The sequence below is a fragment of the Streptomyces sp. ACA25 genome, assembly GCF_028200735.1.
Classification (GTDB): Bacteria; Actinomycetota; Actinomycetes; order Streptomycetales; family Streptomycetaceae; genus Streptomyces.
This window is the reverse complement of sequence record NZ_JAQKPV010000011.1, coordinates 79,064-103,928: the sequence shown is the minus strand read 5'-3', so window position 1 is coordinate 103,928 and position 24,865 is coordinate 79,064. Positions and strand designations below refer to the sequence as shown.

Here is a 24,865-nt window from a genome sequence, read left to right as displayed (position 1 = left end):
TACGAACTACCGTGGTGACCGGCACCGGGCGTGGTCGTGCCGGAGCGCCCTCATCCTGATGCGTTCCCTACCGGCACGCAAGGCGTTCTACGATGGCCGCCAAGGACAAAACTGTCATGTCACCCTGCGCAGGGAGCTTCAGCGGTGTATGCCAGGCCCCGCATGCCCGATCCGGTGCGCGCCGCCGCGGTGCGCGCCGTCATCATTCTGGCACTGACCCTGGTGCAGCTCGTCGTCGTCCTGCTGTGCTCGCTGGCCGGCTCCTGGCTGGCCTACCCCATGCTGCTGAGCACTCTGGGGAGCACGGTCGTGGCCACCTGGGCGGTGCTGGACATCTGGGTGACGCGGCAGATATGGCGGCAGCGCAACGGCGTCGTCTCCCTGCCGAGCAGCGCGGCCCGGGACCGGCCGCGGCTGATCCGCCGTCACTGACCCGGGGCGTCCCCCGGGCGGCGGAACATGCGGGTCGAGGTGATCTCGCCGTGCACGGGCTCGGTGGCGGGGTCCTGCTGTGGCAGCCCGGGCCGCAGGTGTTCCTCCACGCGGATGTACTTGAGACCGGCTCGCAGGTCGGCGTCGTTGCGCAACCGGATGACCAGCGGGAACTCGGCGAGGGCCGTGGTGTCGAACAGGCCCGTGGTGTAGAGCAGCTGCACGCCGAGTGCGTCCGCGACGGCCCGCTGGAGCTCGAGCAGATAGGTGGCGTTGGCCCGGCCGATAGGATTGTCCAGGAACAGCGTCCCGGCGTGGCGGTGGCTGTCGCGTCCCCGGTCGTTGCCGCGGAGCGCGGCCATGGTGCAGTACAGGGCAATGGCGGCGGTCAGCAGTTGTCCACCGGAGAAGACGTCTCCCATCTGTCCGACCGGCACCCGTTCGGCGCGCAGCACAGCGTCCGGTTTGAGAATCTCCACGGACACTCCGCGGGGGCGGAGCGCGGCGTGCACGCCGCGCAGGAGCAGGGTCATGCCGTCGCGCCGGAGATCGGTGTTTCTCCGCAGGGCCGCGCGGGTGGTCTCGTCGATGACCTCACCGAGGGCGTCGGCGAGGGTCGCCGGGTCCGGTGCCTCGAACCGGATGCGCACGAACTCCTGCCCCGACCACTCCCCCAGCCCTTCGGGGAGCCTGGACAGCCGCTGCGCCGAGCGCAGGGTGGCGAGTGCCGCGTCCACGAGACCGCGCAGCCGGTCCACGATGCCGTCCCGGTTGCGCTCGAGCTGTTCGAGCTCGTCGCTGAGGACCCGGAGCCGGGGAGCGAAAGCCTCGGCCCAGGCGACGGCGTGCTCGGGCAGGGCTGCGGCGGGCAGCTCCCGGATCTGCTGGCGGGCGGGGGTGCGGACGTGCTCGAAGCGGACGGCGTTGGCGTGCCGGACGAGCTGGTCCGCGGACTCCCGGACCGCGGCGTCGGCCGTCGCGAGCTCACCGGCACAGCCGCGCAGGCTCCGGCGGACCTCGGCCGCGGACTCCCGGGCGTCGGCGGGGGACCCCTGGTACGGCTCCGCTGCCTCCTCGCCGCCGTCGGGCCCCGCCGCTTGGGGGTCGCGGAGCAGGTCCCGCAGGTGGGTGGCGGTTTCCTCCAGTGCGGTCGCGGTGTCCTCCGCGACGCGATGGTCCCGCAGCAGGTCCTCGTGCGCGGTGCGCGCCGCCGCCAGGGTCTCGGTTCGGGCGGCCAGTTCACCGGTGGCGGTCCGCAGCAGGCTCCTGGCCTGGCCGGCGTCGGAGGGCCGCAGGTGTGCGGGCAGCTCGGTGTGGACGTCCGTTCCCTCCGGGGCGAGCCGCTCAGCGTCGCCGCGGAGCCGGCCGAGCTGTTCGCTGGCGCCGGAGGCCCGGCCTTCCAGCAGCTGGACGTGTGCCTCGGCACGCGCGGCGGCGGCCTGCCGGGCCGGTCCGTCGGCGCCCTCCGCTCCTTCGAGGAGCCGGGCCGCACGGGTGCGCACCTTCGCCCCGATCCGGTCTAGTGCGGCCCGGGCGGCACTCTCGTCGCCCTCGGCGCGGGCCTGTTCGGCCCGCAGGTCGGCGCCGACGCCGACCTTCTCGTAAAGCTGGGAAGCGGCCCGGTAGGCCTCCCGGAGCGCGGGCAGCGGGGTGTCGGGGGCAGGGCCGCCGGGGAGATCCTCCGGAACCCCCGCGATCTCGGCACGCTCGGCGAGCAGGGCTCGCGCGGTGCGCCGCGCGTCGTCGGCGGCACGCTGCGCGGAGCGCCGGTCCTCATCGGCGGCCCGGGCGCCGGCGAGCAGCTCGGCGGCCCGGGCCTCGTGGTCCGTCGCCTCCTCGGCGAGCTCCCGGAGGCGGGACCGCCAGCGGGCGCGTTCCCGCAGCCGGAACGCCAGCCCGGCGAGCGCGTCGGCCGCACGGCGGGCCCGTTGAGCGGCCTCCTGCCGGTCGTCACGGATCCGTGATGCCTCTGCGGCGGCCTTCTCGGCCTCCGCGCGGACCGCGTCGGTCCCGGCGAGCCGCTGCTGCGCATCGGCCGCGGCAGCGCGGGTCTCCGCGGCGGCAGCTGCCAGCTCTCCCAGCCGGCCGGCCGGGCAGCCGGTGCGCCAGGAGGCCAGCCGGGCGGCGAGTGAACGGTCACCGGCGATCCGGGCCGCCAGCGCACTGATCTCCTCCTCGCGGGCAGTGGCCCGGCCGCGCAGGGCCTGGCGTTCGTCCTCGGCGGCCCCTTCGTCATGCATCGCCGGGTTCGGCGGGACCAGGAAGACGCCGCTCTCCGGGCCGCCGGGCGGCGGGGTGGGAGCCAGCAGGGCGGCGGCGGTGCCGACAGCGACGGCCGAGCGGGGCAGCAGCGCTGCTTCGGCCAGCACCTGCCGGGCCCGGGCGTGGCTCTCGGGATCGGTGATGACGACGCCGTCGACGAGCTCGGGCCTGGCGGCAAGCACCGCCGCGTGGTCGGCGGGCGCCACGGAGTGGGCGAGGTAGCGCCAGCCGGGCAGGGCGGGGACGCCGTGTTCGCCCAGGTACTCCACGGTGGCCAGCACGTCGGGCCCGGGCGGGAGCAGCCCGCCGTCGCCGAGGGCCGCGAGAATGCGCGCGTCGTCCGCGGAGGCCGTGCGCAGGCCGAACAGCCGGCGCTCGGCTCCGGCTACCCGCTCCTCGAGAAGCCCGGTCAGGGTGTCGGCGTTGCGGTCCAGGTCCTCCGCCGGGAGCGGCTCCCCGGCCGGGAGGGCGAGCAGTTCGGCGAGGCGCTGTTCCCCGCCGAGGGACTGTGCGGTGCGGTGCTCGGCGGCGTGCGCGTCCGACGCCGCGCGGGCCGCGTCGGCTGCCCGGGCGGCGGCCAGCTCGGCCCGGCTGTGCTCCCCGGCCGCGTCCGTGGCGCGCTCGGCCGCGCGCCGGGCCGATTCCCGGGCGGCGTCCAGGGCGTCCACGGCCGCCTGTTCCGCGTCGCTCGCGGCCAGTGCGGCCCTGGCGGGGTCCGCGTCGGGCACGGAGTCGTCCAGCCATCCGGCGCGCACCGCCTCGGCGGTCTCCTGCTCGACCTCGGCGAGGCGCTGACGCAGGTGGTCTGCCTCGCTGCGGGCCCGCTGCGCCTCCGTGGCGGCTGTGGTGGCGTCCCGCTGGGCGGCCTCCGCTTCCGCCTGGAGGGCGGTGGAGCTCTCCTCGTGGGCGGCGGCGGTGCGTTCGCCCTCCCCTGCGGCGGCGTGCAGGGCGCGGACGAGTTCGGCCGCGGCTCTGCTGCGGGCGGCCAGGGCGGGAGCGGCGTCGCGTTCCGCCTCCCGGATGGCGTCGGCCACCCGGGCCGCACGATCGGCGGCGGCGCGGTGCTGCAGCACCGTCTCGGCCGCCTGCCAGGCGGCGTGCAGGGTGCGGGCCTCGCTCAATTCGCGACGCTGGGCGGCAGCGGACTTCTCAGCGGCGGCCAGGGCGAGGGAAGCATGCCGGTAGGCCAGTTCGGAGGTGGTCAGAGCCGCGTGTGCGCGGGCCCGCTCGGCCTCGTCAACGGTCTGAGCTGCTGCGGCGACCCGCTCGGCGAGGCCGGTGACCCGGTCACGTTCGCCGGTCGTGCGGGCGGTGAGGCGGCGGGCCAGCGTCCGTGCCCGCCGCTCGGCCGCGGCGTGCACGGCCCGGGCCTCTGCGCGCCGCCGGGCGGCCTCGGCGATGCGTCTCAGCAGCTCCAGGGAGCCCGCGGTGAAGTCGCGTTCCGCGGTGAGCTCGGCACGGCGGCCCAGTTTGTGGGCGAAACCGTGCACCAGGGCGGCGAGCCCGTCGGTGTCGCGGGTGTCGGTGACGGCCCGCAGCAGGAGGTCGGTGAAGTCGGAGTCGTTCTTGACCGCGAACAGCCCGGCTGCCTCTCCTTCGTCGGCGTTCATCTCGCGCTGGTAGCGGAAGAGTTCCGGGTCCAGGCCGAGCGCGCCGAGGTGCTCGATCCAGCGTTCGTGGGTTTCCTCCCAGACGATGTCCAGGTTGGTGTACGCCCGGCCGGTTTCGGTCAGGATGTCCCGGAAGCCCTTCATCGTGCGCCGTCGGCCGCGTGCGCCGGAGACACCTTCCGCAGCGCTCCCCGGGGGGAGGCGGGGCCGCATCGCGGTGGACTCGGCGACCGGGAGGGAGTCCAGGCTCATGCCGGGCCCCGGGCGGAAGGAGTACCAGGCCTCGGCGAACTTCCGGGGGTCGCTGGAGACCTGCCGGCCGCGCCATTCGCAGACCTTGCCGACCACGACACTCTCCCCTGTGAGGGTGTGCTGCCACTCCAGGGCAACGTGTCCGCAGTCGTCGGCGAGCAGGAACTTGCGCAGAACCCCGGAGCTCGCACCGCCCAGGGTGTTGCGGTGGCCCGGCAGCATGACGGAGAAGATCAGCTTGAGGAGCACGGACTTGCCGCCCCCGTTCTCCAGGAACAGCACCCCGGCGGGCGCGGGACGGCGCGGCGGCCCGGTCGGCTCGTCCTCGAAGAAGTCCGCCTGCGCGGGCGCCGGGTCGGGCACCGGCTCACCGACTCCGCGCAGGTCCAGCACGGTGTCGGCGTAGCGCGCGCCGGCGGGCCCGATGGAGTAGAGGCGGACACGGGACAGCTCGTACATGGCGGACTCTCGTTGCTTGCGTGGCGGAGGCGGAGGCGGAGGCGGGGGTCGGTCAGCTGTGGAACGGCAGCCCGGCGCCCTCCACCAGCCCGGTATCCGCCGCGGGGAGCAGGCTGCCCGCGCCGTCGGGGACCGGGACGACCCCGAGAGCGGTCAGCTCGGACAGGGCGGCGCTGCCTGCCATGTCGCGCACCTGGAGCTGGTATCGCGCGGTGGTGCGGTACGTCCCGCCGGCGTCGTCCCCGGTGCGCTGGAGGAAGCCGGAATCGACGAGGAAGGCGACTGCCTTGCCGATGATGCCGGTGGTGGAGCCCGCCAGCCTGCGGGCGTCCTTGGTGGCTCCCGTGGCACTGCGTCTGCTGTACACCCGCCAGGCGGCTTCCAGCCCGGGAGCGGCACTGGCCGGGTCGGTGTTCTCGCCCTGTTCCGCGGCACGCTCCTCGAGCCGGCCGCACAGCTGCCGGACGAAGGAGTCCACACCGTTGACGGTGAGGCGCCCGATGTAGCCGTCGTCGGCGAGGTCCTGCGGGCGGGGGAAGGCAAGCACCGCGACCGCGAGGTGCGCCAGGCCGTGCAGGAACCGGTCGGCGGAGTCCGCGGTGGTCCGGCGGGCGTAGTCGCCCATGCGGACCGCGAAGAGGGAGTCCTCGGCTGCCGTGACCACCATGCCTGCCCGGGCGGACACCTCCAGGACCACGAGCCCGAGCCCGGTGGCCACCGCGTCGGCGAGCCGGCCGAAGCCGGGGTCCTCCTGGTGGCGGCGCAGCAGCCCGGCGTACTCGCTGTCCCGGGCCGGGGAGAGCTTGGGCTGGAGCCCGAAGGCGACCAGCCGGGCGGCGTCGGCGGCGTCGGCCGGGCTGAGGGGAGGCCCGGCCGCCCGTCCGGGGGTGGCGGAGTCCGGGGCGGGCTCCGCGCCGTAGTCGTCCACGGCTGCTGCTCCTGAGGGCGAAGAGGGTGAGGCGGCAGTCACCGTGCCGCCTCCGGACGTGACATGCCGGTGCCGGGGATGTCCAGCAGGGCGGTCCCGACGATGAGGTCGGCGCCTCCGAACTCGGGGTCGTCCAGCTCGGTGCCGTCGTCGACGGCGAACAGCAGGCGTTCTTCGCCCTGCCGGTGGGCGGTACCGACCGGGGGGCTCGCTGCGTGCACGGCCAGCAGCGCAACGAGGTACGGCAGGTCCGGGTCGCGGCGGCGGGCGTCCGCGAGCAGCCCGGACAGGCGTCGCGGGGCGTCCGGGGGAAGTCCGAGCAGGTCGGTGGCCGCGGCCAGCTGCGCCTCGCTGAAGCGGCTGTCGTCAGGGGTGGTGACGAGGTCGGGCTCGGGCAGCTCGGCGCCGAGGTGTTCGCGCGGGGCGGGCGGCGCGAGCAGCAGGCCGGTGAGGTCTCCGAGCCGTACGGAACCGGGGGTCCGCAGTCCGGTGCCGCGGGCGAAGAAGGCATCGGTGACGCGGGAGGCCTGCGCCACCGGAAGTGGCAGGACGGGGGCGAGCAGCTGGCCGTGGAGGTCGAAGCCGGCCCGGGCGGCGGGCGGGGCGAAGGCCTGCCGGTCCTGTTCGGCGCGGAACAGTGGGCCGGCCTCCAGGAGCCGGGACTGCAGGAGGGTGTGCCGGCGGATGCAGTCCTTGACGATGTCGACAAGCTCGGCGGCCCGCAGCTTGTGGTCGGTGCCCTTTGCCTCGTCACGGGCCCGGCGGATGTTGCTGAGAATGGCGTTCTCGTGCCGGTACCGGTCGGCGATGTGGTCCAGCGCCTCGGTGATCATGTCCGGGACGGTCCGCAGCCAGTCGACGGAACGGACATTGCGCCGGGTGGCCTCCAGGGTGCGGCGCAGCGCCTCGGAGTACTGCACGGTGCGGTAGCGGGCCTGCTCGGCGGCGAGCTGGGCATCGGCCAGCCGGCCGCGGCGGATGAGCACCTCGAGCTTGACCTCGGCGGCGATCTGGGCACTCGTCACGTCGGTGTCCAAGGCACCTACGAGTACATTGACCGCCTCGTCGGTGGTACGCAGGCAGACACCGCCGCCCGGCCCCGGGACCTCCTCGATGAGCTTGAAGTCGTAGTCCCGCCGCAGGTACGCGCCGTCGGGCCCGAAGGTGCCGTAGACGGCCCGGAAACCGCGGTCGACGCTGCCGACATTGATCAGACTCTCCAGCACCCAGCGGGCGACCCGCTCGTGCTCGGCGGCCCGGCGGTCCGGGGCCTGGGCGGCAACCCGTGGCAGCAGCCGGGTGATCACCAGCTCGTGGTCGGCACCGGTGTCGAAGTCCATGCTGAGGGTGATGAGGTCGATGGCCGCCAGGGCGACCTCGGCCATCGCGTACGTGCTGTACTCCCCCGCCAGGTTGGCCTTGCGGACGTCCAGGTCGTGCAGCGGGGCGGTGCAGGCGAGCGCGCGGAGCCGCCGGGCGAGCCCTTCGTCGCCGGCCGGCCCCGGGGCGGGCCGCGCCCCGGCAGGAGGCCGTCCGGCGGGAGTGGGCGGGCTGGTCGCCCGGGCTTGCTCGGTCACGACGCATACATTAGGCGGTGGTGACGACATCGGCCGAAATGGCCCGGATGCAGCCGCCTGGCACCGGTCACTCCGGCGGCGGCTCCGTGGTACCGGTCCCGTGGCTGCGCGCCAGGAGCAGGGCGACATCGTCCTGCGGCATCCGGTGCAGGGCTTCGAGCACGGCGTCACACATGTTCTCCAAGGGCCGATGGCCGTCTCCCAGCAGGCCGAGCAGCGTGCTCAGGCCGATATCGAGGGATTCCTGGCGGCTCTCCACCAGCCCGTCGGTGAAGAGGGCGACGGTGGTGCCCGGGGGCATGGGCCGCAGGCGCGCGGCGAAGGGCACGCCGCCCACGCCCAGGGGCACGGCGATGGGCAGATCCACGAACGCGGCTCTGCCGTCAGGGCCGACCATGACGGGTGGCAGGTGACCGGCGCTGGCGAACTCGACCAGCTGCCGGGCAGGGTCACAGACTGCGTAGACGCAGGTGGCGAGGGTGTCCCCGAGGGAGGACACGATCTCGTCGAGGTAGCTCAGCAGCCGGGCGGGAGGCAGGCCGAGCCGGGCGAACGCCCGTGTCGCGGTGCGCAATTGGCCCATGACCGCCGCCGCCCGGACGCCCTTGCCCATCACGTCGCCGACGATGAGTCCCACCCTGTCCTGCCGCAGCGGGAGGACGTCGAACCAGTCGCCGCCGACCTCACTGACCGCGGGCAGGTATCGCGAGGCGATGTCCACTCCCGAGCAGCCCGTCGGAGGAGCGGGGAGGAGGCTGCGCTGGAGAGTGAGCGCGGCACCGCGCTCCCTGCTGTACAGGCGGGCGTTGTCCACGCTGATGGCGGCCCGCGAGGCAAGCTCCACGGCGAGCGTGAGGTCCTCCTCCTCGAAGGGGCGGGAGGGGTGTGCCCGCAGGAGGCTGAGGGTGCCCAGCACGTCCCCGCGGGCGACCAGCGGCACCGCGATGTAGGAGTGTGCCCCCGCCCGGCGGAGGAGGGCTGCCGCCTCCTCGTTTCTGGCGATGCGCCGCATCATGGCGTCATCGATCCGGGGGAGGAGGATCGGGCGGGCTTCCCTGACGCACTGGGTGATCAGGCGCGCGGGCCCGTAGGAGGCCAGCTCTCCCACCCGGTCCGCGGCGGCGGCGGCCTCCCGGTTGTCCCCGGTGATCACGGCGAGGGCCCGGAAGCGGGCGGAGCCGTCGGACCTCACCGGCGCAGCCGTCCCGGTGAGCACGGAGTCCAGGACGTCCACCGCCACGAAGTCGGCAAGCCGGGGCATGACGACCTCGGCGAGTTCCTGGGCGGTCTGCTGAAGATCCAGGGTGGTTCCGATGCGGGCCCCGGCATCGGCGATGACCGCCAGGCGTTCGCGCGCCTCGGCCACCTCGACACCCGCCCGGTGGCGTTCGGTCACATCGACGATGGACGCGGCCATCCCCAGCGGGTGCCCGCGCGGGCCCTCCACCCGGTAGTAGGAGACGGACCAGACATGATCGTGATCGGGGTCGGCGGGGGTCCGGCCCCGGGTCATCTGGTCCAGCAGCGGCTCACCCGTCCGCACGACATGGCGCAGCGCGTTCTCGACGGAACGCACGTCCACGGCCGGCATCATCTCTTGGAGGCGACGGCCCAGCATCTCCTCGCCGGACAGGCCGTTGATGCGTTCCAGGGCGGGGTTGATGCGCAGCCAGCGCAGGTCGGTGTCGAACAGCGCCATGCCGACCGGTGACTGATTGATCAGGCTGTGCGAGAGAGCGAGGTCCGTCTCGAGTGTGCGGACGGTCTCCGCGTCGGCCGCCAGACCCAGGACGTGCAGGGCTCCGTGCACGTCGTGCAGCCGAATGTGGCGGAACTCCGCGGCGCGGGTCGTGCCGTCCTTGCGCAGCACCGGGAACACGCCCGCCCAGCTCGCTCCTTCCCTGACCTGGTCGAACAGCCCCTGCACCAGGGCCAGGTTCTCCTTGGCGACCAGGAGCCGGCCGCCGAGGCTGCCCAGTGCCTCCTCGGCCGGGTAGCCGAACAGCCGTTCGGCCTCGGGGCTCCACATCACCACGCGGCCCTCCTCATCGAGCACGAAGGCGGCGACCCGGAGCAGGTCGAGGAGGCCGCCCGGTGCGGCGCTGATGCCGTCTCCGTCCCGGCCGCCCACCAGGTCCGGGGACTCGTCGTCGTCCATGACAGACGCTCCCTTCCCTAGAAAGCTTCCGGTTCCGCTTCCAGCAGCTGTTCGGTCCAGATGGTCTTGCCCGAGTGGGTGTAGCGGCTGCCCCACCGGTGGGTGAGCTGGGCGATGAGGAAGAGGCCGCGTCCTCCTTCGTCGGTGGGCTGGGCCCGGCGAAGATGCGGCTGGGTCTGGCTGGGGTCGGACACCTCGCAGATCAGGGTCTCGTCCCTGATCAGACGCAGGACGACCGGTCCGCCGGCATGGCGGATGGAGTTGGTGACAAGTTCGCTGGCGATCAGTTCCGTGGTGAACGCCAGCTGAGGCAGGTCCCACTCGGCCAGCTGGGACGTGACCAGGCTGCGGGTCCGGGCGACGACAGCGGGATCGGCCGGGAACTCCCAGGTGGCGACGGTACCGGCCGGCATGGCGCGCACGCGGGCCACCAGGAGGGCCACCTCGTTGGCCGGAGGCTCCCCGGGAAGCAGGTCCTCGAGCACCATCCTGCCGATCTCGGCCGGGGTGCGGTCGTCCCGGGCGACAGCGGCCGCCTGGTCCCGCAACCGGATCATCCCCCGCTCAGGGCTCTCGCCGGCGTGCGCCATTGCTTCGTCGGTACCGAACACCAGGAGACTGCCTGGGTCCAGGGGCACCTCGGCGGATTCGAAGGGCAGCCCGCCCACTCCCAGGGGCGGACCGGGCTTGAGCGGGGCGAAGTCCGCGGCCCGCCGGGCGGCAAGCACGATGGGGGACGGCCGCCCGGCGCTGGCCATCGTGCAGCGCCCGGAGACCGGGTCATACACGCAGTACAGGCAGGTCGCCCCGAGGACACCACTGCCGGTCCCGGGGTCGTTCCGGGGTTCCGCGTCGGCCAGCCGTCCGGCGAGGTCGTCCAGCCGGGTGAGCAGCTCCTCCGGCGCCAGGTCGAGGTCCGCCAGGGTCAGCACCGCGGTGCGGAGTCTGCCCATGGCCGCCGTCGCCGTGAGGCCGTGCGCGGCCATGTCGCCGACCACGAAGGCCACCCGGCACGAGGACAGCGGGATGACGTCGAACCAGCTGCCGCCCGTGCCCGCGGCCGTCGCGGCCGGCACATAGGTCCCGGCCGTCTCCGCCGCGCTGAGGTCGACCACCGGCTGGGGCAGCAGACTGCGCTGCAGGGTCTCGACCGTGCGGTGCTCGCGGGCGTACCGCCGGGCGTTGTCCACGCTGAGCGCGGCGCGGGAGACAATCTCCTCGGCCAGGACGGTGTCGTCGGGCCCGAAGGACGGACGTTCCCCGACGCGCCAGAGGCCGACGGCTCCGAGTACCAGCCCACGGGCCCGGACCGGCACGATCATCAGGGAGGTGGCGGCGTGCGGGAGCGCGAGCCGGGACCGCCCGGGGTACTGGGCGAACTGACCGCGGACCCAGGTCAGGTCCGCCACCACGGCAGCGGAGTCGGTGCTCAGCGTCTCTCTCTCCACGTCCTGGATCCGGAAGGTCTCCCCCACCGAGTACACCTCCGGCGGCCAGCGGCCGTCGAATGCGGCGGTGGCGACCCGGCGCAGTTCGGAGTCCGCGCCGAAGAAGGCACCGGGTTCCTCTCCGGCGACCACTTCCGCGGTGAGATCCACCGAAGCGAGGTCCGCGAGATCGGGTACCAGGACCCGGGCCAGCTCCTCGGTGTTGGCGATGACGTCCAGCGTGCGCCCGAGCCTCGTGGAGGCGGCATGCAGCAGCTCCAGTCGGCGGCGGTTCAGGAACTGGTCGGTGACGTCGGCCGCGAACACGGCCACCCCCATGACCCCGCCTTCTTCCTTGTGCAGCCGGAAAGCCGAGTAGGCCACCCTCCGCTCCCGTTCCCTGGTCGTCACCAGGCGCGCCGACTGCTCCCAGTCGACCAGCGGCTCACCGGTTTCCGCCACCCGCCGCAGCTGCTCCTCCAGTCGGGCGGCGTCCTCCGGCACCATGAAGTCACCGACTCGCGCTCCCGGGCGCACCTGCGCGTACGACGTGCCGGGCGGCAGTTCGAGGCTGGGGATCATGTTGACCCGGATCATCCTCAGCTCGGTGTCGTGAATGGCCAGCCGGAAGCGGGTCTGGGAGAAGAGCGCGCGTACCAGGGCCTGGTCCTCCTCGCGGAGCCGCGCGGCGGAGGCGGGTGTGAGCATCACCAGCGCCCGGCAATCGCTCCCGGGGGAGAGCGGGAGCACGGTCAGCCGTACCTCGGCCGGCTCCCCGTCGGGTCCGCGAAGGGTGACGTTCCCGCCCGGGGGCATGCCCGCGGAGCCGGGGGCTTCCCCGGAGCCCCCGGCGAGAAGGTCCGCCATACGGTACCCGCGCAGTTCTTCCGCGCGGAGTCCGGTGAGCTCCTCCACCTCGCCGGTGCAGGTCAGAACGGTGCCACGGGCATCGAGCAGCACGATCGCCGCGGTTCCGTCCGGCAGGCGGCCGCTGTCCGAGGGATGCATGCTCGCACTCACCGTTCTCCTTCGCACCGGAGCCGTCGCAGCGTGCTGTTCCATTCAAACCCCGCAGGCCCGCGGGCGCACCCGCTGCCGTCCATCGGGGGCGGGGCCCGCCGCCCGTGCCATGGCCGCGTGTGACCCGGCCGTGATCCACGGGAAAGTTTGGTCCTTTCGGGCAGCGGAGACTCGGCACGGACAGATCAGTACGAGCCGGACCACCGGAGGGACTGTCATGTCCATTCCCCGTTTCCTCGCGGGCTTCGACTCGGCTTCGGCCATGCTGCGGGCCAACGCCGCGTTCCTGCGCGGGGAGGCGTTCCCCGCGCTGGGCGAGTCCCCGTCCTTGCGTCCCCTGGTGAAGGCCACCCGGGTCCTGCCTCCCGCACTGCGTGAGAAGGTCTTCATCGCCAGCGGTGCCACCGAGACGATCAGTCCGCGACGGGTCGGACGGATCGATACCGAGGACATCTCCCGGTGGGCCGACGAGGAGTACCCGAGGCGCCGCTATCCGGCCGTCGCCGTCGGGTCCGCCAGCGGAGCCCTCACCCACCTCTGGACCGCGATGGGCATCCCCTGGCTGCCCCAGACCTTCTTCATCCCGGTACGGCAGCATGTGCATCCGGACGACCCGGCCGGAGCGATGATCAAGGGCATTGAACCCGGCCGGGACCTGCTGCAGGCCAATCCGGACATTCAGCTGCACCACATGCACGATGCCAACCAGGACCGGCTGATGGTCCGGGCCCTCACCTACTTCCGCATCAAGCGGCGGACTCTGGGGCCCGGCTACGAACGGTTTCTCACCGAACGGCTGGAGCCCGGCGGAACGATCGTCATCCCCGAGTGCACCCGCAGCTGGGGCACCACCACTCTCGGTCCGCGCCATGTCTTCCAGCACGGGGCGGTGGGCGGCGCCACCGAGGAGGAGTTCCACCACGGCGGTGAGCGGGTCGCGGAGTACCTGGAGCGCTACCGGTCCCCCGTGCGCCGCTGGTACGGCCCCGAACCGGACAGCACGTCACCGGAGTCGGAGTGGGGTTTCGAGCCCGCCCTGCGCGAGGACATCGAGCGCTTCGCGCAGGAGAACGGCTACCGGGTCCGCCGGGTGGTCCACGACGAGCCCGACTCCCCCAGTCCGCTGGTCGCCGACCTGTACCGCTGGTGGTACGCCCGGCGCGGGATCGAGAGCACCCGCCTGTTCGTGGCCTCCTTCATCGTGATGGAACCCTGGTGGGTGCTGCGAACGGGCTCCGTGCCGTTCTGGATGACCTTCAACACCGATACCTCCTACCGGGAGCTGGAGAACTACCTGGAGGAGCGCGGGCCCTTCGACGAGATTCTGCTGACGCTGTTCCAGAACGGCGTCGAGGCGGTGGGGCTTCCCACCGTCGGGGACTGGCGGCGGCTGCTCGGCAAGGCCCGGGTCAGCGGCAGCTTCGCCGGACTGAAGGCGGAGGACCACCCCCGGGATCTCGCCCATTACGCGGGGTACGACAAGGCGCTGCGCAAGGTCCCGGAGCGCCACCCCATGCCCGATCCGCTGTCCCTGCGGGAGCTGGACGAGTTCCTCGCCGGTGCGGGCTCCTACCCGGGCGTCCGCTGGGAGTGATCCGGAAAACCCGCCGATCGGGGCCGGCGTACGCGCGCCGGCCTTCGCGCGTACGCCGGTAACCGGAGAGGGCGGCACCCGGTCAGCCGGGCGGGGGACCGTAGCCGCCGCCGCCCGGGGTGTGCACGACCAGGGTGTCGCCGGCGGCGACCTGCGCGGTGTCACAGCCGGCCAGCGGCTCGAGCCTGCCGTCCGCACGTTCGACGGCATTGCTGCCGAGTGCGCCCGGTGACCCGCCGGCCATCCCGTACGGGGGCACCCGCCGGTGGCCGGTCAGCAGAGTGACGGTCATCGGCTTCAGGAAGGTGATGCGGCGGCTGACGCCGTCCCCGCCCGGCCAGCGGCCGGCACCCCCACTGCCGGCGCGGATCCGGAAGTCCTGGACCCGGACCGGAAAGCGCCACTCCAGGATCTCGGGATCGGTGAGCCGGGAGTTGGTCATGTGGGTCTGGACAGCGGGAGTTCCCGCGAATCCCTCGCCCGCGCCTGACCCGCTGGCCACCGTCTCGTAGTACTGGACGTGGTCGTCGCCGAAGGTGATGTTGTTCATCGTGCCGGAGCCCTCGGCCTGGACTCCGAGGGCCGCGTACAGTGCCCCGGTGACCGCCTGGGAGGTCTCGACGTTGCCCGCCACGGTGGCGGACGGGTGGGCGGGGGCCAGCATCGACCCCTCGGGGATGCGGACCTCCAGCGGCTTCAGGCAGCCGCTGTTCAGCGGGATGTCATCGGCGACCAGGGTCCGGAAGACGTAGAGCACCGCCGCCAGGACGACGGAGCTGGGGGCGTTGGTGTTGCCGGGCTGCTGCCCCGAGGTGCCGGTGAAGTCCACCACGGCGCTGCGGGCCGAGCGGTCGACGCTGAAACGGACCCGGATGACCGCGCCGTTGTCGGTCTCGTAGCGGCAGGAGCCGTCCGTCAGGCCGGCGATGATCCGGCGCACCGACTCCTCTGCGTTGTCCTGTACGTGCCGCATGTAGGCCTGCACCACCTCCAGACCGAACTGGTCAATCAACGCGCGCAGTTCGGCGATGCCCTTCTCGTTGGCGGCGATCTGGGCCCGCAGGTCGGCGAGATTGGCGTGGGGATTGCGTGAGGGGTGGACCGCCCCCGTGAGCAGGGCGCGGGTCTCGGTCTCCCGCAGCCGGCCGTCCCGCACCAGCAGCCAGTTGTCGAAGAGCACACCCTCCTCCTCGATCGTCCGGCTGAAGGCGGGCATCGAACCCGGGGTGATGCCGCCGATCTCCGCGTGATGGCCACGGGAGGCGACCAGGAAGAGCAGCCGGCTGCCGTTCTCGGAGAAGACAGGGGTGACGACCGTGACGTCCGGAAGGTGAGTGCCCCCGTGGTAGGGGTCGTTGATCGCGTAGATGTCGCCGGGGCGCATGGTCCCCGCGTTCCGGCGCAGCACCTCCTTGATGGACTCCCCCATGGAGCCCAGGTGCACCGGGATGTGCGGGGCGTTGGCGATGAGGTTGCCGTCGGCGTCGAACAGCGCACAGGAGAAGTCCAGCCGCTCCTTGATGTTGACGGAGTGGGCGGTGTTCTCCAGGCGGACGCCCATCTGCTCGGCGACCGCCATGAAGAGGTTGTTGAAGACCTCCAGCTTGACCGGATCGACCTCGGTGCCCACCGCCACGGCGCCCGGGAGGGGGCGCACACGGGTGAGGAGCAGATGTCCGCGCTCCCCCACCAGGGCCTGCCAGCCGGGGGCCACGACCGTCGTCGCGTCGGCTTCGGCCACGATCGCCGGACCCTCGACGGTGGCCCCGGCCGGCAGGTCACTTCGCCGGTGCAGACAGGTCTCCTGCCAGCGCCCCTCGGCGTACATCCGCACCCGTCCGGGCGGTCGCGCCGGGGCGGCCCCGGCGCTTGCGAGAGGGGCGGGGGCGCCGTGCGGCCCGGCGGCACCCGCCGCCTCGACGGCGGCGGTGGCGACCACGAGCGGCTTGTCCATCAGGAAGCCGTACCGGGCGCGGTGGGCCCGCTCGAACTCGGCGGTCATGGCCTCCCGGCCGGCGAGCGCGACGGCCAGCACTGAGTCCGTGTCCGCGTAGCGCAGATGCAGCCGGGCCACGGTGCGGATGGCGGTGTCCGGAAGACCGTCGGCGCGCAGTTCTGCGCGGGTGCGTGCGGCCAGCCGGTCGCACACCTCGCGGATGTCGGGCAGGTCCTCCTCCGTCAGTTCGGTCTCGACGGACTGTTCCCGCAGGGCGGTGGCCTCCGCGACGCCGATCCCGTAGGCCGACAGCACTCCGGCCAGCGGCGGCGTGATGACGGTCCGGATGCCCAGCGCGTCGGCGACCGCGCAGGCATGCTGACCGCCCGCCCCGCCGAAGGCGGCCAGTGCGTAGCGGGTGATGTCGTGGCCGCGCTGTACGGAGATCTTCTTGACGGCATTGGCCATGTTGAGCACGGCGATCTCCAGGAATCCCGCCGCCACCTCCTCGGGGCTGCGGGTGTCCCCGGTCGCCCCGGCGATCTCCTCGGCGAGCCGCCCGAACCCTTCGCGCACGGTCTCCGCGTCCAGCGGCTGGTCGCCGCCGGGACCGAAGACGTGCGGGAAGTGGGCGGGCTGCACCCGGCCCAGCATCACGTTCGCGTCGGTGACGGTCAGCGGGCCTCCCCGCCGGTAACAGGCCGGCCCGGGGACGGCACCGGCGGAGTCCGGGCCCACCCGGTACCGGGCCCCGTCGAAGTGCAGGACGGATCCGCCGCCGGCGGCCACGGTGTGGATGTCCATCATCGGAGCACGCATCCGCACCCCGGCCACCTCGGTTCCGAAAACCCGCTCCAGTTCGCCGGAGCAGTGCGACACATCGGTGGAGGTCCCACCCATGTCGAAGCCGATGACCCGGTGATGACCGGCCTGCGCACAGCTGCGGACCATCCCGACCACTCCCCCGGCCGGCCCGGAGAGCACGGCGTCCTTGCCCCGGAAGTGACCGGCCTCCCGCAGACCTCCGTTGGACTGCATGAACATCAGCCGCACGTGCCGCAACTCGGTGGCGACCTGGTCGACGTAGCGGCGCAGCACGGGTGAGAGGTAGGCGTCCACCACCGTGGTGTCGCCGCGTGGCACCAGCTTGATCAGCGGGCTCACCTCGTGCGAGCTGCTGACCTGGGTGAAGCCGGATTCCCGGGCGATCCGGGCGACTTCCTGCTCGTGCGCGGGATGGCGGTAGCCGTGCAGCAGGACGACGGCCGCGCTGCGGAAGCCGTCCCGGTGGGCGGCGCGCAGGGAAGCGGCCGTCGCTTCCCGGTCGAGCTCGCGCACCTTCTCCCCGTGGGCTCCGACGCGCTCGGGAACCTCGACGACCCGCTCGTACAGGCTCTCCGGGAGGACGATCCGCCGGTCGAAGAGGTGGGGCCGATTCTGGTAGGCGATGCGCAGGGCGTCCCCGAATCCCGCGGTGGTGACCAGGACCGTGGGTTCGCCCCGGCGTTCCAGCAGGGCGTTGGTGGCAACTGTGGTGCCCATCTTCACGATACTGATCCGGTCGGCCGGTACCGGCTCCCCCGCGGGCGTGCCGAGCATCCGGCGGATACCGGCCACCGCGGCGTCCCGGTAGCGGCCGGGGTCGTGCGAGAGCAGTTTGTCGGTCACCAGTTCCCCGTCGGGCCTCCGGCCCACGATGTCGGTGAAGGTGCCGCCTCGGTCGATCCAGAATTCCCAGCGCCCGCTCATGCCGTCATCGTGCCAGCCCGGCACCGCCGCCGACAGTGACCCCGCGGTCCATCCGCGCCGGGCACGCCCGGCGCCCCAGGGGTCAGTCGCCGGCCGCCGGCCCGGCGAGGCGGCCGCGGACCGCGGTCTGCACCCCGTCCTCCTCCGCCGGATCGGCGGCCAGCCGGCGGAGCCGCTCCAGGACGCGGGCGTCGCCGGTGGTGGCGGACTGGGCGGCGACCTCCCGGGTGGACTCCTCGCAGTCCCAGAGGCATTCGATGGCGAAACCGGCCGCGAACGTCGGGTCGGTGGCTGCCAGCGCCCGCGCGGCGCGGCCACGCAGCTGGGAGGAAGCGGTCTCACGGTAGATGTGGCGGAGCACGGGGGCTGCGGACGTCACGGCGAGCCGTCCGGTGCCCTCCACCAGGGGCCAGAGCTCCTCGGCGTCGGTGCCCTGGAGCCGCACGGTTCGGCGCAGCGCGGCCAGCACCCCGGGGGAGTCTCCCGGATCACCCCGCTGAGCCAGCACCGCTGCGGCCGTGGAGCCGAGGCCGTCGTCACGGCGGGCCCAGCGGCGGGCGGCGGCGAGGGCGTCGGAACCGCCCATCCGGCGGAATGCGGTCAGCGCACAGCGCGCGACATCCTCGTCCGGGCCGGTGGCGGCAGCCTGTATGTGGTCCAGGATCTCGGCATCGCGCCGCTCGGCGAGGAACCTCAGGGCCGCCGCACGCGCTGCCGGCGGCCCTGAGGCGGCGGCGGCGAGCAGCTCTGTCCGGTTCTCCGGGCCCGCGACGGCACCGAGGCAGCGGGCAGCCGGCGCCTCCCGCCACTGCCGGGGCAGCTGTTCGTATCCTTGCTGCGCCCAGTCGAGCACCGCCCGCACGCTCCAGCCGGGCTGGGTCCGGACCGGCCGCAGCTGCCTCTGCCAGCTGTCGAAGGAGCCGTCCTCCCTCGCCCGGTCCAGCCGGGCACGCTGGCCGGGCCGGGCCGGGTCCTCGGCCCAGATCCGCCACGGGCGGGGTTCGTAGGAGTCACGGACAGCGGCCTTGAGCGCCTCGTCCCCGGCAGGGGTGCGGGGGAAGCGCGCAAGGATCTCCGGACCGAGCTCCCGGAGGCCGGCGTCGTCGTCGCGGACCGCCAGTTCGTCGAGCGCCCAGCGCCAGTTCGCACCGGTGACCGCGTAGCGGCGCAGCAGCCGCAGCGCCTCGGCATCTCCGTAGGACACGAGGTGGCCGAGCACCGACAGAGTGAGCCCGGTGCGTTCCTCGTCAGGAGTCTCCTCCGCCGCGGTTCCGCCGCGGTGCAGGTCGTCGGGGTGGAAGAGATGCGCCGCGAGGGCCTGCAGTCCTGCGTCGAGGTCCCGGTGGAGCCGGGCGTAGTACAGGGAGCGGTGCTCCAGCTGCCAGTCCCTGCGGGGGTCGTGGAGGATGCAGTGGTCCAGCGCGGCACGGGCTTCCGCACGGGGCACCGCGAGAGCGAGCAGTGCCCCGTCACCGCGGCCGCGCTGGAGCAGCCCCAGCAGGGTGCCGCTGGGCGCTATGTCTGTTTCGACGGGACTGGCGAACATATGAGTCAGCATCCGGGGGCAGGGGTTCCGGTGGCAACGGGATTTCCGCTGGCGGGCATCCTTGCCGAGCACAGCGTTTCTACACTGCCCGGTTCCCGCCCCGCCGGGCGGGCCGGTCTCCCGGACCGGCCGAAACCCTGCCGCTCCGTACCCGGCTGTGCGAGAGTCTGTAGTCGTCCGAGCCGCCCGCACCGCCGGGCCCGCCCGATCCGCGCCGCATCCGGGGACCAGTGATGCTCTCCTCCCAGCAACCGGAAGACCACTCCGACGACCGGCCCGGCCCGGGGACGGCGGAGGATCTCGTCCTGCTCGCCCGCCGGCTGCGGGACGGGGTTGCCGCTGTCTCCCAGGCGGAGGAGGCGGGCCCGGCGGGACCGCCCGGTCCGCTGCGGCGAGCCGCCTGGGAGCTCGCCTCCCGCAGGCTCGAGGAGGCCGGTGAGCAATTGGAGCGGCTTCGCGGGCCGCTTCTCCCCGACGGAAGGACAGCACCCGGGGAGTGCTCCGGCCGTGCGGAGTGGAGCCTGCTGACGGACGAGGCGCTCTGGTCCGAGGAGGTCTTCCGGATCCTCGGCAGGGCGGCCGGTGAAGGGCCGCTGACGCTCGACCAGCTGCCGTCGTGTCTGGTTCCCGAGGATCAGCCGGTGCTCACCTCCGCGGTCACGCGCATGCTGATCGACGGCAGGCCGGCCGAGTGCGAGTTCCGGGTCGTCCGGCACGGGGCGCGGCGGACGGTGCGGATGGCGGGCGAGCCGGTGCTGGACGAGAGGGGCAGCACGGTGGCGCTGCGCGCGGTGGTCCGGGAGGCCGACGAGCCGCCCGGGGCCGGTCCGGCAGGGGGCCGGGACGGGGAGCGGGCGTGCACGGGGGCCGGCGGCAGCCGGCCCGTGGCGGACCAGCGGGTACACCGAGCACTCCCCTGGCCGGCTCCGGGACAGGGCGGCGGCCGGACCGGTCCGGGGTCGCTGGATCTAGCGGCCGGTTGTCTGCCCGTCGGCGGATGCTCCCCCGGGGACGGCAAGTGGTACGACGCGATGGAGCTCCCCGACGGGAGCACGGTGCTGAGTGTGGGGGACGTCTCCGGGGGCGGCACCGCGGCGGCCGGGAATTCCGTGGCTCTCCGGGGTGCCCTGCGCGGGATCTGCCTGACCGGGGTGGGCCCGGCTGCCCTGCTGTCCCACCTGAACGAGCTCCTTGAGCACCACGCGTATCCGGTCCTGGCCGGGCTCGTCTGCTGTCGGTACCGGGCGGCGGACCGGACCCTGGTCTGGGCGCAGGCCGGTCACCCGGCCCCGGTTCTCTGCGGGCGGGAGGCGGGGCGCAGCGTGCCCCGGCCTGAAGGCACGCTGCTGGGTGCTTTCCCGGACGCCGTCTACGAGGAGCGGACCGACCGGCTGGCGCCCGGGGAGGTGCTGGTGCTGCACACCGACGGGCTGTTCCCGCCGGCTCCGGTGGTCCGCCCGGCCACCCGCGACCGGGCGGACCACCGGCTGGTGACGCTCGCTCCCCGGATCGCCGCCGCCGGCACTGCCCGGGGCGGACTGCGGCTGATCGTGGACGCCGGCAACGTCCTTCCCCGGGAGGACGATGCCTGTGTGCTCGTCGCCCGGGTGCGGTGAGGCCGGGGCCGCAGCCGCCCGCAGATCAGGCGGGAGCGTGCCCCGTGCGGACAGCGGGCAGCGCCAGCTCGATGTCGGTGCGGAGGCTCTCGACCCTGCCGTACCCGGCGTAGCGCCCGGTGAGGCGGTACATCTGGCGCAGCCGGTCCCACGTGCGGTGCGAGGAGGTCTCGCCGATGCTGACCAGGGCGAGCCGGGCGGAGCTCACCGCCTGTTCCGGCTCGTCCCCCAGGAAGCAGGCCGAGGCGAGGGAGAGGTGGTCGAAGATGCACGACCGCTGGCGTCCCTCCCCCCGCAGCTCCAGCGCCCGCTTGGCGTGCCCCTCGGCGGGCTTCGCCGCCGAGGGCCGGTACTCGGCAAGGGTCCGGTAGGCGAGTGCCTGCATGCCGTGCAGGTCGGCCTCGTCGAACATCTGCATCCAGCTGGGCGGCGGGGTATCACCCTTGTCCGAGACGAACAGCTCCTCGGCCTGTCCGAGAGCCCGCCGCATGGCCTGCTCCCGGCCTGCGGCTGCCTGTGCCCAGGCCTCGACGGTGCACAGCATGGCCCGGGTGCGGGGCAGGGCTTCCTCTCCGGAGCCCGACCTGGCGAGCTCCATCAGGTCGAGGGCGTCGTCGGGCCGCCCGAGGTGGACCATCTGGCGCGCGGCACGGGACAGCGCCTCCCCGGCGCGGGGCCGGTCCCCGCCCTCGCGGGCCGCGTGGGCGGCGATGACGAAGTATTTCTGCGCGGTGGGTTCCATGCCCACGTCGTGCGACATCCAGCCGGCGAGCACGGCCAGGTTCGCCGCCACGCCCCACAACCGCCGCTGGAGGTGCCCGGGATGCCGGTAGGCCAGCATGCCGCCCACCTCGTTGAGCTGACCGACCACCGCTTTGCGCTGGAGCCCGCCCCCGCGGGAGGCGTCCCAGGCCCGGAAGATCTCGACCGCCTGCTCGAGCGCAGCGATCTCCTCCGAGCCGACCGGGGCCGCCTCGTACCGGTCGAGGCCGGCCGGATCCGTGCCGGGGACGGGCAGGCCGGCCTCCGGAGCCGGATCACCGCGGAGCCAGTCGTGCATGGCGTCACTGAGTGCTGATCCTGCGGCGAGCGCGGCGCCCGCACCCACCATGCCGCGTCGGTTGAGCATGAGGTCCATTCCCGTGAATTCGGTGAGGACCGCGGCAGTACGCCGGGGAGCCCACGGCAGTCCGTCGACGGTCTGCCGACCGCCCGCTGCTCCTGGCCGGCGCAACCCGAGGTCCTCGATGGTCACGACACGGCCGAGTCGCTCGGTGAACAATGACGCCAGCACCTCGGGCACCGGATCCCGCGGGGTCTCGCCCCGGTCGATCCAGCGGCGGACCCGCGAGGTGTCCGTGGCCAGCTGCGGATGGCCGAGGGCCGCCGCCTGCCGGTTCACGAGCCGCGCGAGCTCGCCCTTGGACCACCCTGCGATTCCGAACAGATCCGCCAAACGGGTGTTGGGTCTCTTGGTCACGTCAAGCCCCCAGGATCTCGGCTGGGTCGACAGTAACCGCCGGACGGCGGTGCCGAGTCGGTTCGCCAGGGTCCGCCAGGGTCCGCCAGATGGTGTGCCACCCGTGCGCCGGGATGGAGTAGGGACGCGCCGCCCCGGTCCGGGGCCCGGCGGGCACTACCCCCAGGGTGCCCGCGGGTTCCTCGGCAGGACGGCGCACGCATCCTCTCGGCCGACGAAAGGACCCGGCTCAGCCATGTACTCAGCTCCCTCCGTCGCTTTCCCCCGGTCCCGTCCCCGATCGAGCGGCACGCTCAGCGGTGCACCGGCCGCAGTCACGGACGAGCGGCAGCGTCGGCCGGGCACCGGCCCCGAGCCGGCCGGTGGCCGGCTGGACGTCTCCGGGGTGCGGGGAGTCCGGCTGCGTTCCGCGCTGTCCGCGGTGCAGGACATCTGCCCGGAGTTCAGCCCGGTGCGGGTTCTCCGGGACAGCGGGCACACCCTTCTGATCGCCGGGAGGCTGGGACGGCGGACCGCCGTGGCGAAGTGTCTGCCGGCAGCCGCTCCCGTACCGGCCGGGCTGTTCCGCCGGGAAATAGCCGCCTACCGTGTCTTCGTCCGGCACCGGCCGCCGATCCGGGCGCCGCGTCTCATCGCGGCTGATCCGGGCAGCTGCACGCTGGTCGCCGAGTTCGTCCCGGGCCGGGCTGCCGCCGTCCAGCGGCACCCGCCGGGGTTGGACCTGCGGACAGCGCTGAACGGCATCTGCCGGCTGAATCACTGGCAGCCTCCTGAAGAGACCTTCGACGAGATGGTGAACTACTCAGCGCGGCTTGCGCGTTACCACGCCCTCGGGTTGCTGACGGACCGTGATGTGAGCGACCTGCAGGCCCTGCTGCACGGTCTGCGCGGCCGTTCCCGGCAGGAGCTGCCCCGCCAGTTCTGCCACGGCGACGCCCGCCCCGATCATGTGCTGCTGTCACCTGCCGGTCCGGCCATGGTGGGCTGGGGTGCGGCCGGCTGGTACCTCCCCGGCCACGATCTCGCCACGCTGTGGGCGGCGCTCGGCGACGTTCCGGCGGTCCGCCGGCTCATCAGCCGGACGGCGCAGGCGGGGGGACCGGAGGGCCGGGACGCCTTTCTGGTCAACCTGATGCTCGTGCTCGTCCGCGAAATCCGCCGGTGCGAGGAGGCGGTCCAGCACGCGATGCGGAAGCCGCCGCCGGAGGATCGGAGCACCGGTGAGGGGCCCAGCGACGCCATGCCGCCCGGCGAGCGGAAGCGTCTGCTGCTCCGCCGGCTGCACGACGACTGCGCCCTGGCCAGACAGGGGGTTCGGGCCGCTGTCGGCACCCGCTGACTTCCCGGTCCCGGGCGGTGTCACCGTCCCGGGGCGCGGCCGGGCGGCACCCCGGTCACTGGTGGAACATCTCGGCGGGCAGCGGCTTCAGGAGCTGATAGAGCTCGTCGGTGATCGGGCGGTCCCAGCTGGCGATGGTGACGAGGACCCCGTCACTGCGGTCGAACTGCACGCAGGCGATCCGGCCCTCCGAACAGCGGATCCGCCGGACGATGAGGAGGTTGCCCTCATGCATGACGGGAACCTCCTCCGTGCCGGTGACCCGGATGTCCTCCTTGTTCTCCAGGGCCGCGAGCAACTGCGCCACCTCGAAGGGGACTTCGGTATCGCCCAGATCGCGGGCGGGAGACCCTTCAGGAAGGTTACCGATCACCATCGCCGGGCCGCGCCCGCCGAACAGGTCGTACCGCAGCAGCACGCCCTGGCAGCTGCCGTCGGGGGCGGGCAGGAGGCCGGCACCCAGCACTCCCGGCCAGTCCCCCGGGTCCATGGCCAGCACGTCGAAGTCCGGCCCGGCGGGTGTGGCGGCACTGCGCCGACGGAGAAAGGACATGGCGCCCATGGTACGCGGACCTCCTCGCAGCCCTGTGCCGCGCTCCGGTGGGACGGCGCCCCGCCGCGGGGTCCGGCGGTCCGGCACCGGACGGCCGCCGGACCGGGCGTGAGGTGACGCGCCCGATCCGGCCCGTTCAGCTCCGCTGTCCGGCGGCCTGCGGTTCCGGGACGGGCGGACGGCGCCACAGTTCCGCGGCGAGCAGCGCGCAGCCGGCGGCGAACAGGAGACCGTGCGCGATCCGCAGAGCGGGCGGGCCGAAGAACTGCGGCAGGAACAGCACCAGCGCCGCGGCCAGTGGAACACCGAACCACGGCCGGGCCGTTCCGGCATTCCGGACCGCCCGGGCGGCGCAGACTCCCGCTGCGGCCAGCAGGATCATCCCCGTGCCGAACAGCAGTGCCGGCACGGCGCCGAACCTGATGTCCTCCGCCAGCTCGAGCAGGGCCACGTCACCCGCGCGGGCGGCCTCGGCGCTGATGGCCTGCAGCCCGAAGACCTCCACGCCGTAGTACGGCAGCACGGCTCCGGCTCCGAGCCAGCCGAGGAGAGCGCCGGCACCCGCCGCGCGCCGGCCGGGGGTCTCCAACAGAGCGGTGCGCAGGCCCAGCAGTCCCAGCGGCAGCAGGATGAGCGCGGCAATCGCGCACAGATGCGAGACCATCCACGCGTCGGAGGCCATGGCCGACGCTCCGTCGAGCGTGGTCTCGTCGGAATAGGGCCGCAGGGCGGGGTAGACGGCGAACAGCAGCCCGGCAGCCAGCAGGAGGCCGGCGCCCCAGCGGGCCGTCACCGGGCCTTCGTCGTGGCGGGTGCGGGTCGGGTTCCGGACGGTCTGTTCCACGCTGTCCTCTCATCGGGCCGGGCTCTGACGGCTCCGGCTGTCTGCAGGTACGCACAGTCTGCCCCGTCCGCGGGGCCCCTCCG

General features: G+C 73.4%; 14 protein-coding genes. 4 read left to right on the top strand and 10 right to left on the bottom strand.

Features of this window, described 5'->3' with window-relative positions:
- Positions 1 to 162 precede the first annotated feature (162 nt).
- A complete protein-coding gene (locus PJ985_RS17530) occupies positions 163 to 432 on the top strand; it encodes a hypothetical protein (RefSeq protein ID WP_333909872.1) in 270 nt (89 codons plus the stop codon).
- Here the strand turns inward: PJ985_RS17530 and PJ985_RS17525 are convergent.
- The 5 genes from PJ985_RS17525 to PJ985_RS17505 are packed head-to-tail and all read right to left on the bottom strand — an operon-like array spanning position 426 to position 12,125.
- Complete coding sequence (locus PJ985_RS17525; protein ID WP_271684745.1) at positions 426 to 5,015, bottom strand: hypothetical protein; 4,590 nt, start codon at positions 5,013 to 5,015, stop codon at positions 426 to 428. The two genes, PJ985_RS17530 and PJ985_RS17525, sit on opposite strands and share 7 nt — an antisense overlap.
- 52 nt (positions 5,016 to 5,067) lie before the next feature.
- Positions 5,068 to 5,943 (bottom strand): hypothetical protein, encoded by an 876-nt coding sequence (locus tag PJ985_RS17520; RefSeq protein ID WP_271684744.1) that lies wholly within the window; start codon positions 5,941 to 5,943, stop codon positions 5,068 to 5,070.
- A 38-nt stretch (positions 5,944 to 5,981) separates the two neighbouring features.
- Complete coding sequence (locus PJ985_RS17515; protein ID WP_271684743.1) at positions 5,982 to 7,550, bottom strand: hypothetical protein; 1,569 nt, start codon at positions 7,548 to 7,550, stop codon at positions 5,982 to 5,984.
- Positions 7,551 to 7,587: 37 nt separating this feature from the next.
- The gene (locus PJ985_RS17510; protein ID WP_271684742.1) at positions 7,588 to 9,678 is read right to left on the bottom strand and encodes a SpoIIE family protein phosphatase; all 2,091 of its coding nucleotides are present in this window, start codon (positions 9,676 to 9,678) and stop codon (positions 7,588 to 7,590) included.
- A 17-nt stretch (positions 9,679 to 9,695) separates the two neighbouring features.
- The gene (locus tag PJ985_RS17505; protein ID WP_271684741.1) at positions 9,696 to 12,125 is read right to left on the bottom strand and encodes an ATP-binding SpoIIE family protein phosphatase; all 2,430 of its coding nucleotides are present in this window, start codon (positions 12,123 to 12,125) and stop codon (positions 9,696 to 9,698) included.
- Between the two features lie 217 nt (positions 12,126 to 12,342).
- Here PJ985_RS17505 and PJ985_RS17500 point away from each other — a divergent pair, with 217 nt between their 5' ends.
- Positions 12,343 to 13,719 carry a hypothetical protein gene (locus tag PJ985_RS17500; RefSeq protein WP_271684740.1) on the top strand — a complete coding sequence of 459 codons (1,377 nt, stop codon included), beginning with the start codon at positions 12,343 to 12,345 and terminating at the stop codon, positions 13,717 to 13,719.
- Positions 13,720 to 13,801: 82 nt separating this feature from the next.
- Here the strand turns inward: PJ985_RS17500 and PJ985_RS17495 are convergent, their stop codons facing one another.
- Together PJ985_RS17495 and PJ985_RS17490 are read right to left on the bottom strand one after the other, a co-directional pair.
- Positions 13,802 to 17,404 (bottom strand): hydantoinase B/oxoprolinase family protein, encoded by a 3,603-nt coding sequence (locus PJ985_RS17495; protein ID WP_271684739.1) that lies wholly within the window; start codon positions 17,402 to 17,404, stop codon positions 13,802 to 13,804.
- Positions 17,405 to 17,486: 82 nt separating this feature from the next.
- On the bottom strand, positions 17,487 to 18,950 hold the full coding sequence (locus tag PJ985_RS17490; RefSeq protein WP_271684738.1) for a HEAT repeat domain-containing protein: 1,464 nt from the start codon (positions 18,948 to 18,950) through the stop codon (positions 17,487 to 17,489).
- Between the two features lie 233 nt (positions 18,951 to 19,183).
- On the opposite strand from PJ985_RS17490, the gene PJ985_RS17485 reads away from it, so the two are divergent.
- The gene (locus PJ985_RS17485) at positions 19,184 to 20,566 is read left to right on the top strand and encodes a SpoIIE family protein phosphatase (protein WP_271684737.1); all 1,383 of its coding nucleotides are present in this window, start codon (positions 19,184 to 19,186) and stop codon (positions 20,564 to 20,566) included.
- Positions 20,567 to 20,591: 25 nt separating this feature from the next.
- On the opposite strand, the gene PJ985_RS17480 is transcribed toward PJ985_RS17485, so the two are convergent.
- Positions 20,592 to 22,046 carry a DNA-binding protein NsdB gene (locus tag PJ985_RS17480; RefSeq protein WP_271684736.1) on the bottom strand — a complete coding sequence of 485 codons (1,455 nt, stop codon included), beginning with the start codon at positions 22,044 to 22,046 and terminating at the stop codon, positions 20,592 to 20,594.
- Positions 22,047 to 22,281: 235 nt separating this feature from the next.
- Here PJ985_RS17480 and PJ985_RS17475 point away from each other — a divergent pair, with 235 nt between their 5' ends.
- A complete protein-coding gene (locus tag PJ985_RS17475) occupies positions 22,282 to 23,385 on the top strand; it encodes an aminoglycoside phosphotransferase family protein (RefSeq protein WP_271684735.1) in 1,104 nt (367 codons plus the stop codon).
- Positions 23,386 to 23,440: 55 nt separating this feature from the next.
- On the opposite strand, the gene PJ985_RS17470 is transcribed toward PJ985_RS17475, so the two are convergent.
- Together PJ985_RS17470 and PJ985_RS17465 are read right to left on the bottom strand one after the other, a co-directional pair.
- On the bottom strand, positions 23,441 to 23,938 hold the full coding sequence (locus PJ985_RS17470; protein WP_271684734.1) for a hypothetical protein: 498 nt from the start codon (positions 23,936 to 23,938) through the stop codon (positions 23,441 to 23,443).
- A gap of 136 nt (positions 23,939 to 24,074) precedes the next feature.
- A complete protein-coding gene (locus tag PJ985_RS17465; protein ID WP_271684733.1) occupies positions 24,075 to 24,782 on the bottom strand; it encodes a hypothetical protein in 708 nt (235 codons plus the stop codon).
- Positions 24,783 to 24,865: the final 83 nt, after the last annotated feature.

Excerpts from the sequence above, each read along its gene's own strand:
- PJ985_RS17530 (WP_333909872.1), top strand. The coding sequence starts at position 163 with ATGCCCGATCCGGTGCGCGCCGCCGCGGTGCGCGCCGTCATCATTCTG.
- PJ985_RS17525 (WP_271684745.1), bottom strand. The coding sequence starts at position 5,015 with ATGTACGAGCTGTCCCGTGTCCGCCTCTACTCCATCGGGCCCGCCGGC.
- PJ985_RS17515 (WP_271684743.1), bottom strand. The coding sequence starts at position 7,550 with ATGTCGTCACCACCGCCTAATGTATGCGTCGTGACCGAGCAAGCCCGG.
- PJ985_RS17510 (WP_271684742.1), bottom strand. The coding sequence starts at position 9,678 with ATGGACGACGACGAGTCCCCGGACCTGGTGGGCGGCCGGGACGGAGAC.
- PJ985_RS17500 (WP_271684740.1), top strand. The coding sequence starts at position 12,343 with ATGTCCATTCCCCGTTTCCTCGCGGGCTTCGACTCGGCTTCGGCCATG.
- PJ985_RS17495 (WP_271684739.1), bottom strand. The coding sequence starts at position 17,404 with ATGAGCGGGCGCTGGGAATTCTGGATCGACCGAGGCGGCACCTTCACC.
- PJ985_RS17490 (WP_271684738.1), bottom strand. The coding sequence starts at position 18,950 with ATGTTCGCCAGTCCCGTCGAAACAGACATAGCGCCCAGCGGCACCCTG.
- PJ985_RS17485 (WP_271684737.1), top strand. The coding sequence starts at position 19,184 with ATGCTCTCCTCCCAGCAACCGGAAGACCACTCCGACGACCGGCCCGGC.
- PJ985_RS17475 (WP_271684735.1), top strand. The coding sequence starts at position 22,282 with ATGTACTCAGCTCCCTCCGTCGCTTTCCCCCGGTCCCGTCCCCGATCG.
- PJ985_RS17470 (WP_271684734.1), bottom strand. The coding sequence starts at position 23,938 with ATGTCCTTTCTCCGTCGGCGCAGTGCCGCCACACCCGCCGGGCCGGAC.